This is a genomic window from Micromonospora sp. BL4, from assembly GCF_003667505.1.
In the GTDB taxonomy this organism is placed as follows: Bacteria; Actinomycetota; Actinomycetes; order Mycobacteriales; family Micromonosporaceae; genus Micromonospora.
This window is the reverse complement of sequence record NZ_RCVJ01000105.1, coordinates 149,053-158,883: the sequence shown is the minus strand read 5'-3', so window position 1 is coordinate 158,883 and position 9,831 is coordinate 149,053. Positions and strand designations below refer to the sequence as shown.

Here is a 9,831-nt window from a genome sequence, read left to right as displayed (position 1 = left end):
GACTCCTGATTGTCGGATGTCGGCCCCAGGTCGCCGATCGCCGGGAACGACGTTTCCGGCGCCCGGTCCGTCCAGACCGGCGGAAGCATGGCACCAGATTCGGCGGGTAGGCGGGGTGCGTCCCGGGTCGCTGGCACGCGGCTCCGGGCCGACGGAGGGAGCGGGCTATGACGGGTAACAACCCGAGCCGGCCACCACAGGGTGCGACCGGCACCGCACAGCAGGCTCGGCAGGAGGCGTCCCGGGTCGGACAGCAGGCCGCGCAGGCCGGTGGACAGGTGGCCCACACTGCCGCCGAGCAGGGCGGGCAGGTGGCCGCGGAAGCGCGCCAGCAGGCCCGGAACCTGACCGGGGAGGCCACCGGCCAGCTCCGTGAGCAGGCCCGGTCGCAACAGCAGCGGGCTGTCGACGGGCTGCGCGACCTGGGCCAGGGGCTCAACTCGATGGCCGAGCGGGACGGTGACTCCGGGCTGGCCGGCCAGGCGGTCCGCCGGGCGGGGGACGCCGCGCAACGGGCCGCCGGCTGGCTGGACGGACGGGAGCCGGGGGACGTCCTGGACGAGGTACGCACGTACGCCCGACGCAACCCGGGGGTGTTCCTGGCCGGCGCGGCGGTTGCCGGACTGCTGGTCGGGCGACTCACCCGTGGTCTGACCAGCGGCGGCGGCGCAGGGATGTCCGGCGGCCAGGCGGGCGAGTACGAGCATCCGGACGGGGGTGGACCGCGGCCGTACGACCGTGCACTCGACGAGCGGTACCAGCCTGATCAGCCGTACATGGGTACGGCTCGGGCGCAGAACCTCTCGCCGGCCGATCGGCCGCAGCGGGACCTGCCAGGCGGGGTGGCGCCATGAGTGCCCCCGAGAAGGAGCGGGCCCAGGCCTCGGTCGGCGACCTGCTGGGTGACGTCACCCGGGACCTCTCCACGCTGATGCGCAAGGAGGTCGAGCTGGCCAAGGCCGAACTCCGCGAGGAGGCGAGTCAGGCCGGCAAGGCCGGCGGCATGTTCGGTGGGGCCGGGCTGGCCGGGTTCCTCGCCGTCCTGTTCGTGTCGTACGCGGTGTGGTGGGGGCTCTCCAACACGATGGACCAGGGCTGGGCGGCGCTGATCGTCGCCGTGATCTGGGCGGTCGTGGCCGGTGGCCTCTTCATCAACGCCCGGAGCCAGCTCCAGCGGGCACGTGCGGTGCTGCCCCGGACGAAGCAGACCGCCCGGGAGATGCCCGACGCCCTGCGGGGTCGGTGAACGAGTCGGAAGGGAGAGGATCATGTCCAGTGATCCGGATCGGATCCGGCGGGAGATCGAGACCACCCGCGACGAGTTGAGCAATGACGTCGACGCACTGGCCGACAGGGTCAACCCGCGTCGGATCGCGGGCGAGCGCGTCGGGCAGGCCCGCGATGCGGTCACGCGAGCGAAGGAGAAGGTGATGGGTAGCTCGAGCCACATGGGGCAGGAGGCCAGCCAGCGGATGTCGCACGTCGCCGGCTCGGTACGCGACGAGACCCGGTCGCTCGGACAGCAGTCCCGAGGGGCCATGGGCTCCGTGCGGGACGAGGCGCGCTCGCTCGGGCGGCAGTCCCGGGAGCAGACGCAGGGCAACCCGTTGGCCGCCGGCGTGGTCGCCTTCGGCGTCGGGCTGCTGGCCGCCTCGCTGCTTCCGTCGACCGGGCGTGAGCGGCAACTCGCCGGCCGCGCGCGGGGCATGGTGAGTGAGCACTCCGACCAGCTGCGCGGGCAGGCGAGCCAGATCGGCCACCAGATGCAGGACAACCTCCGGGAGCCCGCGCAGCAGGCGGCGCAGTCGGTGCGGTCCACCGCCGAGCAGGGGATGTCCGCGGTACGCGACCAGGGCCGCTCGGCCGCCGGGCAGATGCAGGGGCAGGCGCATGCGGCCGCCGACGACCTCCGGCAGCGCTGACCCGGCCGGGCGGCGGGGCTGGCACCGATGATGCGGGTACGCTCCGCGTCCGTGCCAGCCCCGGGCCGGCTGGTGAACGAGGACCTGGTCTTCCGGTTCGGCCCGCTGGTCGGGGTTCTGGACGGCGCGACCGTGCCGGAGGGCTTCGACACCGGCTGCGTGCACGGGCCGGAGTGGTATGTCCGGCACCTGGCCGCCCGGATCGGCGTGGCCGAGGCGGCACGCCCGTCGGCCAGGCTGACCAGCAACCTGGCCGCGGCCATTCTCGCCGTCCGTGCCGACCACGGCGGGCAGTGCGACCTTGATCATCCCGGCACCCCGTCCAGCACCGTCTGCCTGCTGCGTGAGTGCGGCGACAAGGTGGACTACCTGGTGCTCTGCGACAGCCCGCTGGTGCTGGACACCGGCCAGGTCAGCGTGGTGACCGACGACCGGCTGGAGGCGTCGGTGGCCGAGCTGCGCCGGACGGTCGCCACCGTGCCGGCGGGCGCGGACCCGGTGACCCGCTTCCGGCACGCCGTGGGCGTCCAGCGGGAACGGATGAACCGTACGCACGGCTACTGGGTGGCGGCGGCCGACCCGGACGCGGCCTTCCACGCGGTGACCGGGACGGCGCCCCTGCGGGGGCCGGCTGCGGTGCGCCGGGCGGCGTTGCTCAGCGACGGCGCGTCCAGCGCTGTCGACCAGTTCGGGCTGACCGACTGGGTGGGGCTGCTGGACATGCTGAGCGTCGAGGGCCCCGGCGCGTTGCTCGACCGGGTCCGCGAGGCCGAACGCGACCACCCCGACCGGCTGCGCCGGCACAAGCCCACCGACGACGCCTCGGTGGTCTTCTGCGAGTTCGGGCCGGAGACCTGAGGGCCCGGCGACTCCGCCGGGTAGCAACAGAGCGTGAGGTGGACGGTCGGGCGGTCCGACCGGTCGGTACCGGTAGCCGGACCGCCAGTGGATGCCCAATGGGGTGGACTTCGGCCGATGAGGGCGGCAGACTGCGGCACGTGGCGGGTGCGGTCCGGTTGGAGCCGGTGGATGAGCAGAACCTGGAGCCATTGCTCTCCGTAGCGGCTGCCGAGGCCGAGCCCGGCGATGTGATGCCTCCGGTCGAGGCTCCCGCCGGTTGGTCGCTCGCCCGCCGGGAGGCGTTCCGGGACTTTCACCGGGCGAGCTTCGAGGGCCTGGACGGCCCGACCCGTTCCCAGATGTACGCGATCCTCGTCGGCGGCGAGGTGGTGGGCATGGTCCGGATGACGCGCTGTGACGAGCCCGGCACAGTCGAGGCCGGGATGTGGCTCGGTCGCTCGGCGCGCGGACAGGGGATCGGCGCGAGTGCTCTGCGCGAGTTGCTGAACGCCGCGGCCCGGGCCGGCATGCGGGCCGTGGTGGCGGAGACGACAGCGGACAACGTCGGCGCGGTCGGCGTACTGAAAAAGTGCGGTGCCACCTTGCGCCAGGATGGTGGCAAGGTGCGCGCCGAAATCTGCCTTGATTCGACGCCGCCAGCGCTCTGAAGCGATTCTGCGCGTTCGTCTCCTCTGTCGTTTCTCCTGGTGGTTGCCGCCTGGACGTCCGTTCTGGGGCGTCCATTCCCGCATTTCCTGATGGCGTTCTCCGATACGGACGTAAATTGTCGGAACGGTTTCGGTGGAATGCCGACGGGTACTGCCCGGCGGGTCCGCAGATACGGGACGCCTGATCGAAGGCATGCTTCGCGCTATTCCCCGGTAGCCCTTCTCTGGCCCCCAGTGGCAGGCGTCCGGACCCCCGGGGAAGAAGGAGAACCGATGAAGACCGGAACACGAATCGGGTTGGCGGTGGGCTTCGGCTACCTGCTGGGCCGCCGACGCAAGCTACGTACCGCACTCACCCTCGCCGCCGCGGTGGCCGCCGGCCGCGCCAGCCGGGACCCCGGTGGGCTGCTGAAGCGGGGGAGCGACCTGCTGCACTCGTCCCCCCAGCTGGGCAACCTGGGCCGGCTCGGCGGGCCACTGGTCAACGCCGGCCGATCCGCCGCCACCGCGGCTGCCGGCAGCGGCGTGGACGCGCTCACCGGTCGGCTGCGCGGTTCGGCCGACGCGCTGCGTCGCCGGTCCGGAGGCCAGGGCGGCGCCCGGGACGATGACACGGGCCACGACGACGACACGGGCGGCGACGACGGCACCGACCGCGACACGGCGGACCGGACCGACCGGGACGACGCGTCGGCCGGGCAGCGGCGGGGGCGGTGACCATGGCGAACTCCAATCCGGGTGGGCTCGGTGACAAGGTCCGCGGCCAGTTGGCCGACGAGGTACGCAACCTGGCCGAGGCGATCGGCGAACGGGCGATGACGGCGGTGACCGAACGGATCACCGGCGCGACCGGCCGGCTCAGTGAGTACGCGCGCCAGGGCGGCGGACCCGGCCTGATCGCCGCCGCCACCGGTGCGCAGAAGCTCGCCGAGGGCGGCTCACCGATGAAGGCGATGGTGCATGCCGGGATGGCCGGCGGTAAGGAGAAGGTGATGTCGGCTCTCGGCCGCGCGGGCGGAAAGAGCGGCGGCAAGGGCGGCAAGAAGAAGGTCACCAACATCGTCGAGACGATCGAGGTCGGCGTGCCGGTGCGGGCCGCGTACAACCAGTGGACGCAGTTCGGTGATTTCCCGAGCTTCATGAAGAAGGTCGAGAACGTCGACACCGATTCGGACGAGAAGCTGACCTGGAAGGCGCAGGTCTTCTGGTCGCACCGGACCTGGGAGTCGACCATCGTCCGGCAGGTGCCGGACAAGCTCATCCACTGGCGGTCCAAGGGTGAGAAGGGCTCGGTCGACGGCACCGTCAGCTTCCACGAGATCACCCCGGACCTGACGCGCATCCTGGTGGTGCTGGAGTACCACCCGCAGGGCCTCTTCGAGCACACCGGCAACCTGTGGCGCGCCCAGGGCCGGCGGGTGCGGCTGGAACTGAAGCACTTCGTCCGGCACGTGATGACCGAGGTGGCACTCGACCCGGACCAGGTGGAGGGCTGGCGCGGCGAGATCCGCGACTCCCAGGTGGTCAAGGACCACGAGACGGGCCTGCGCGAGGAGCGCGAACGGGACCAGCGCGGCCCGGAGCGACGCGGCGGGCCCGGCCCCGAGACCGACGAGTTCGCCGAGGAGGAGCCGAGCGGGGAGGAGCCGCCGCGGCGGCGGCCCGCCGGGCGGCTGCGCCAGCGACCACCCCGCCGGCCGGTCGAGCCGGAGTACGACGAGGAGTACGAGGCGTACGAGGACGGCTACGACGAGGGGTACGCGGACGAACCCGACGAGGAGCCGCCGCCGGCGCCGCGTCGCCGCGCTCCCGAGCGGGCACGACGCGCCCAGCCGCGCGAGGAGCCGCAGCGGCCCCGGCCACCGGTGCGACGCGGACCGGAACCGCCGCGCCGGCCCGTGGTGCGCCGCCGCCGGGAGGAGGACGAGTGACGCTCGTATCCGACGAGGGCGGTGCCGGCGGGGCCCTGGAACGCGTGGGCTCCGCCGCCGGCGGGCTCGCCGACGTGGTGGAGACCGTGCTCGACAAGGGCGTGGTGATCGACGCGCAGGTGACCGTCGGCGTCGTCGGCATTCCCCTGGTGGAGATCAACGCCCGGGTGGTGGTGGCGAGCATCGAGACGTACCTGCGGTTCGCCGAAGCGGTCGACCGGCTGGACATCGCCCCGGAGGAGGGTGAGGGACTGGCCGGCCTGGTCGGCGGTGTCACCGGCGCCGTCCGGGACGTCACCGACTCGGTCGGGGAGGTCACCGGCAACGTGCGGGACCTCGGGAGGAGTTGACGTGGCGGACGAGACGGGACTGTTCATCTACGGCCTCGTGCCGGCCGACGTGGAGGCGACGCCCGACGCCGCCGGGGTCGGCGAACCACCCGGCGAGGTGGCGGTGATCCGGCACGGCGACCTCGGAGCCCTGGTCAGTGAGGTGCCGTTGGACGCGCCGCTGGGCCGCTCGGCGGACCTGCGGGCGTACCAGGAGCTGCTGGACGGGACGGCGGCGGTGGCGCCGGTGCTGCCGGTGCGGTTCGGCACCGTGGTCACCGGGCCGGACGCGGTGGTCGACCTGCTCCGGCCGCACCACGACCGGTTCGCCGCCGCGCTCGCCGAGTTGGAGGGCCGGGTGCAGTACGTGGTGCACGGTCGCTTCGACGAGCGGACGCTGCTGCGTGGGGTGCTCGACGAGAATCCGACCGCCGCCGGGCTCGCCGAGCAGGTACGCGGCCGGTCCGAAGCGGCCAGCCGCGAGCCACGGATCCGGCTCGGGGAGCTGATCAGCCAGGCGGTGGAGCTGCGCCGCGAGGCGGAGAACCGGCGCCTGCTCGACGCCACGGCCGAGTACGTCGTGTCCGCCCAACTGCGCCCTCCCAGCCACGAGCTGGACGCGGCGCACCTGGCGCTGCTGGTCGACACGGACCAGGAGGCCGCCCTGGTCGACGCCCTGGAGGAGTACGCGCAGCACCGTCGGGGCCTGCTGCGAATGCGGTTGCTCGGCCCGCTCGCCCCGTACGACTTCGTCAGCGCGCACCAACTGGCGGGCTGACCGGTGGACCTGCTCTGGGCGCTGCTGACCCTGCCGTACGCGCCGGTGCGCGGCCTGACCGCGGTGGTCGGGGTGGTTGCCCGGGAGGCCGAGTCGCGGCAGCGGAACCCGGTGAACGTCCGGCGCGAGCTGGAGGAGTTGGACGCGGCGGCGGCCGCCGGTGAACTGAGCGCCGAGGAACGCGACCGGGCCGAGCAGCGGGTCCTGAACCGGCTGACCGGAGGCGCCGGCCCAGCCGGAGCACGGCCCCGCCCGCCCCGGCGTGGTCCGGCACGCGAGGGAGGTGCGCGCGATGACCGACGAAGGCGTCCGGGCTCGACGGCGTGATCCGGCTGCCGAGGACCATCCCGACGACGAGTACGTCGAGCCGGTGTCGGCGGCCGAGGCGGCTCGGGCGGGGCTGCGGCAGCTGGTCGAGGTGACCGGCCGGGAGCCGTCCGGGACCACGTCGCTGGAGGCCACCGAGGACGGCTGGCTGGTCGGGGTGGAGCTGGTGGAGGCGCACCGGATTCCCGCCTCCGTCGATCTGCTCGGCCTCTACGAGGTGGAGCTGGACATCGAGGGTGGTCTGCTCGGCTACCGGCGGGTGCGGCGCTACCAGCGCGGAAAGGGTGAGGTGGGCTGAAATGACCGCTGCGCAGCCGCCGTCGGTGGTGCAGAACTCCGGCCAGGTCCTGCCCGCCGGCCACGAGCCGGCCAACCTGGGCGACATCCTGGAGCGGGTGCTCGACCGGGGCATCGTGATCGCCGGTGACATCCGGGTCAGCCTGCTCGACATCGAGCTGCTGACGCTGAAACTGCGGCTGGTCATCGCGTCGGTCGACACCGCCCGGCAGATCGGCATCGACTGGTGGGAGCACGACCCGTGGCTCAGCTCGCGGGCTCGGCCCCCGGTGGAGCCGGGACCGCGTGACCCGGAGCAGGTCGAGGCGGAGCGCCGGCCCCGGGTGGCGGCCCGGGCGCGCCGCCGGGACGCCGAGTTGGAGGAGTGGAATGAGTTCGACGGTTGAGGTGGCCGCTGACCGGCCCGCCCCGGTCGCCGGGGCCTGGCTGCACGGCGTGGTCCGGGATGCCGATCCGGCGGCGTTGGCGGTGATCGCCGGGATGGACGGCGCGCCGGTCCGGGCGGTGTCCGCCGCCGGCCTGGTCGCCGTGGTCAGCACCGCGCCGCTGGACGAGTACGGCGAGCAGCCGCTGCGCCGCAACCTGGAGGACCTGGCGTGGCTGGAGCGGGCGGCCCGGGCGCACCACGGCGTGGTCGAGGCGCTGGCCCGTCGGGGGCCGGTGGTGCCGGCCCGGCTCGCCACCGTGCACACCGACGACGAACGCGTGGCCGGGTCACTCGCCGCCCGCCGGGCCGAGTTGGTCGCCACCCTGGACCGTCTCACCGGACGCGGCGAGTGGGGTGTGAAGGGTTACCTGGGGCCGGGCGTGGCCACCGCGAGCGCCGAACCTGTCGGGGCCGGCGGTGTGGGGACGGCGTACCTGCGGCGGCGGCGGGCGCAGTTGACCGCCCGGGAGGAGGGTCAGCAAGCGGCGACCGCGGCGGCGGACGCGGTGCACGCCGCGCTGTGCGAGCTGGCCGTGGCGGGCCGGCGGCACGCGCCGCAGGACCGGCGACTCTCCGGGGCGTCCACCCCGATGGTGCTCAACGGGGCGTACCTGGTGGACCTAGTGGCGCTGTCCGGCTTCACCGACCTCGTCGACGCGTTGGGCGCTCGGCATCCGGAGATCCGGCTGGAGCTGACCGGGCCGTGGCCGGCGTACTCCTTCGTCGCGGAACGGCCGGAGCCGGCGCTCACCGTGCGGGAGCCGTGGTGACGTCCGCGCTCGCACCGAGCAGCGCGGACGATCCGCTGGCCTACCGGCCGGTCGCCCTGGTGGACCTGCTCGACCGGGTGCTCGCCACCGGGGTCGTGATCAGCGGCGACCTCACCCTGGCCATCGCCGACGTGGACCTCGTCCGGATCTCGTTGCGTGCGCTGGTCGCCTCGGTCGGCGCGCTGCCCCCGCCGGAGCACGCCGGATGACCGGGCGGAGCGAGGCGGCGGACCTGGCCGCCGCGCTGGGCGGGGAGTCGTGGCAGCCGCCCCGGGTCACGCCGCTGGACCGTCGGATCGCGGTGGACCGCGACTCGGTTGAGCGCGGGCTGGCCAGCCTGGTGCTCACGATCGTCGAGTTGCTGCGGCAGCTGATGGAGCGGCAGGCGCTGCGCCGGGTCGACCTCGGTGACCTGACCGAGGAGCAGATCGAGCGGATCGGGGTGACGCTGATGGCGTTGGAGGAGCAGATGGCCGGGCTACGCGACCACTTCGGCCTGGCCCCGGAGGACCTCAATCTGGACCTCGGCCCACTCGGTCCGCTGCTCCCGACCGACTGACGGCCGGCGGCAACCCCCGACGGGGTCGCCGCCGACCAGTGGATCAGGCGCGCACCCGGACGATGTCGTAGTCGGTGTCCGGCGTGGACTCCACGTCGAACCGGCCGTTCACCACGTACAACGCCGAACCGAGCAGGTCACCGGTGGCCGGCGACCGCAGCTCCGGGCCGGTGATCTCCCGCTGCACCGCCCCGGCGGTGTACCCACCGTTGAGTCGGACCACCGCGATGACGTTCGTCAGGTTGCGGATCACGTAGAGGGTGTGACCGCGCAGCACCAGGCCGTCGGCCCGCTCCACCGAGTAGCCGCCCAGGTCGACGAGGCGGCTGTGGCCGGTGCGCGGGTCGATGCGTACCAGCCGGCCGGGCAGCATCTGCGCGACCAGCAGGTCCCCGTCCGGCAGTTCCACGATCCCGTTGTGGTAGGCGTCCGGCGTCGCAGCCGGTCCGCTGAGCGACAGCACCCGGAACGCCGTGGCGGCCGGCAGGCGGCCACCGTGGCCGAGCGGCACCACGTACAGCACCTGCTTGCCGGAGTCGGTGAAGTAGACCGCCCGCTTGGTGATCACCAGGTCGTTGACGTAGCTGCCCGGCTCGTCGGCGAACTGGTAGTGGGCCAGCAGCTTGCCGGTCCCGGCGTCGTAGACGCTGGCGCCGCCACCGGAGAAGTCGGCGGTCCACAGCCGGCCCTGCTGGTCGAGCTTCAGGCCGGCCTTGTCCTTGCCCGGCACGGCCGGGATCAGCACCGAGCCACGGCCGGTACGTAAGTCACCGCGCCACACCGCACCATCCAAAATCGAGCTGACGTACACGGTGGTGCCCCGTCCGATCGTCAGCCCTTCGGGGGTGAACCCGTTGGGCAGGGCGATCCGGGCCGGGAACGGCTTCGCCGGATGGGCCGCTGCCGGCGAACCGACCGTGGTGAGGGTGGCCGCCGCCACCAGGGGAACGAGGAGGAGCGAAAGCAGCTTGCGCAAGAAACAC

The 9,831-nt window shown here is 73.4% G+C and carries 15 protein-coding genes and 1 pseudogene; 15 read left to right on the top strand and 1 reads right to left on the bottom strand.

Annotated elements, in window-relative coordinates:
- Positions 1-167: 167 nt before the first annotated feature.
- The 15 genes and pseudogenes from EAD89_RS10865 to EAD89_RS10795 all read left to right on the top strand — a co-directional run bounded on the left by EAD89_RS10865 (position 168) and on the right by EAD89_RS10795 (position 8,848).
- Positions 168-854, top strand: coding sequence for a hypothetical protein (locus EAD89_RS10865; RefSeq protein WP_121652259.1), 687 nt, complete (start codon positions 168-170; stop codon positions 852-854).
- On the top strand, positions 851-1,246 hold the full coding sequence (locus tag EAD89_RS10860) for a phage holin family protein (RefSeq protein ID WP_121652258.1): 396 nt from the start codon (positions 851-853) through the stop codon (positions 1,244-1,246). Before EAD89_RS10865 ends, EAD89_RS10860 begins: the two co-directional genes overlap by 4 nt.
- A gap of 22 nt (positions 1,247-1,268) precedes the next feature.
- Positions 1,269-1,922, top strand: a complete 654-nt coding sequence (locus EAD89_RS10855) for a DUF3618 domain-containing protein (protein ID WP_121652257.1) — start codon at positions 1,269-1,271, stop codon at positions 1,920-1,922.
- A gap of 51 nt (positions 1,923-1,973) precedes the next feature.
- Positions 1,974-2,780 (top strand): hypothetical protein, encoded by an 807-nt coding sequence (locus EAD89_RS10850; RefSeq protein WP_233578477.1) that lies wholly within the window; start codon positions 1,974-1,976, stop codon positions 2,778-2,780.
- A gap of 140 nt (positions 2,781-2,920) precedes the next feature.
- On the top strand, positions 2,921-3,430 hold the full coding sequence (locus tag EAD89_RS10845; RefSeq protein WP_121675597.1) for a GNAT family N-acetyltransferase: 510 nt from the start codon (positions 2,921-2,923) through the stop codon (positions 3,428-3,430).
- 273 nt (positions 3,431-3,703) lie between these two features.
- Positions 3,704-4,147: a hypothetical protein gene (locus EAD89_RS10840; RefSeq protein ID WP_199733470.1), complete on the top strand. Its 444-nt coding sequence runs from the start codon at positions 3,704-3,706 to the stop codon at positions 4,145-4,147.
- A gap of 2 nt (positions 4,148-4,149) precedes the next feature.
- Positions 4,150-5,361: an SRPBCC family protein gene (locus tag EAD89_RS10835; protein WP_121675596.1), complete on the top strand. Its 1,212-nt coding sequence runs from the start codon at positions 4,150-4,152 to the stop codon at positions 5,359-5,361.
- Positions 5,358-5,576: pseudogene (gene gvpJ, locus EAD89_RS31350) on the top strand (gas vesicle protein GvpJ); the annotation flags it as partial. The gene EAD89_RS10835 and the pseudogene gvpJ (EAD89_RS31350), both read left to right, overlap by 4 nt.
- A gap of 136 nt (positions 5,577-5,712) precedes the next feature.
- Positions 5,713-6,468, top strand: coding sequence for a GvpL/GvpF family gas vesicle protein (locus EAD89_RS10825; protein ID WP_121675594.1), 756 nt, complete (start codon positions 5,713-5,715; stop codon positions 6,466-6,468).
- Positions 6,469-6,471: 3 nt separating this feature from the next.
- Positions 6,472-6,795: a gas vesicle protein GvpG gene (locus tag EAD89_RS10820; protein ID WP_121675593.1), complete on the top strand. Its 324-nt coding sequence runs from the start codon at positions 6,472-6,474 to the stop codon at positions 6,793-6,795.
- On the top strand, positions 6,761-7,093 hold the full coding sequence (locus tag EAD89_RS10815; RefSeq protein WP_121657175.1) for a gas vesicle protein: 333 nt from the start codon (positions 6,761-6,763) through the stop codon (positions 7,091-7,093). Before EAD89_RS10820 ends, EAD89_RS10815 begins: the two co-directional genes overlap by 35 nt.
- A 1-nt stretch (position 7,094) precedes the next feature.
- Positions 7,095-7,478 (top strand): gas vesicle protein GvpJ, encoded by a 384-nt coding sequence (gene gvpJ, locus EAD89_RS10810; RefSeq protein WP_121657174.1) that lies wholly within the window; start codon positions 7,095-7,097, stop codon positions 7,476-7,478.
- A complete protein-coding gene (locus tag EAD89_RS10805; protein ID WP_121675592.1) occupies positions 7,462-8,289 on the top strand; it encodes a GvpL/GvpF family gas vesicle protein in 828 nt (275 codons plus the stop codon). The genes gvpJ (EAD89_RS10810) and EAD89_RS10805 overlap by 17 nt, the downstream gene beginning before the upstream one ends.
- Complete coding sequence (locus EAD89_RS10800) at positions 8,286-8,498, top strand: gas vesicle protein (protein WP_121657181.1); 213 nt, start codon at positions 8,286-8,288, stop codon at positions 8,496-8,498. Before EAD89_RS10805 ends, EAD89_RS10800 begins: the two co-directional genes overlap by 4 nt.
- A complete protein-coding gene (locus EAD89_RS10795; protein WP_121675591.1) occupies positions 8,495-8,848 on the top strand; it encodes a gas vesicle protein K in 354 nt (117 codons plus the stop codon). Before EAD89_RS10800 ends, EAD89_RS10795 begins: the two co-directional genes overlap by 4 nt.
- Positions 8,849-8,891: 43 nt before the next feature.
- On the opposite strand, the gene EAD89_RS10790 is transcribed toward EAD89_RS10795, so the two are convergent.
- Positions 8,892-9,824 (bottom strand): SMP-30/gluconolactonase/LRE family protein, encoded by a 933-nt coding sequence (locus tag EAD89_RS10790; protein ID WP_121675590.1) that lies wholly within the window; start codon positions 9,822-9,824, stop codon positions 8,892-8,894.
- Between the last annotated feature and the right edge of the window lie 7 nt (positions 9,825-9,831).

Coding starts and splice junctions, on each gene's coding strand:
- EAD89_RS10865 (WP_121652259.1), top strand. CDS start 168: ATGACGGGTAACAACCCGAGCCGGCCACCACAGGGTGCGACCGGCACC.
- EAD89_RS10860 (WP_121652258.1), top strand. CDS start 851: ATGAGTGCCCCCGAGAAGGAGCGGGCCCAGGCCTCGGTCGGCGACCTG.
- EAD89_RS10855 (WP_121652257.1), top strand. CDS start 1,269: ATGTCCAGTGATCCGGATCGGATCCGGCGGGAGATCGAGACCACCCGC.
- EAD89_RS10840 (WP_199733470.1), top strand. CDS start 3,704: ATGAAGACCGGAACACGAATCGGGTTGGCGGTGGGCTTCGGCTACCTG.
- EAD89_RS10835 (WP_121675596.1), top strand. CDS start 4,150: ATGGCGAACTCCAATCCGGGTGGGCTCGGTGACAAGGTCCGCGGCCAG.
- EAD89_RS10815 (WP_121657175.1), top strand. CDS start 6,761: ATGACCGACGAAGGCGTCCGGGCTCGACGGCGTGATCCGGCTGCCGAG.
- gvpJ (WP_121657174.1), top strand. CDS start 7,095: ATGACCGCTGCGCAGCCGCCGTCGGTGGTGCAGAACTCCGGCCAGGTC.
- EAD89_RS10805 (WP_121675592.1), top strand. CDS start 7,462: ATGAGTTCGACGGTTGAGGTGGCCGCTGACCGGCCCGCCCCGGTCGCC.
- EAD89_RS10795 (WP_121675591.1), top strand. CDS start 8,495: ATGACCGGGCGGAGCGAGGCGGCGGACCTGGCCGCCGCGCTGGGCGGG.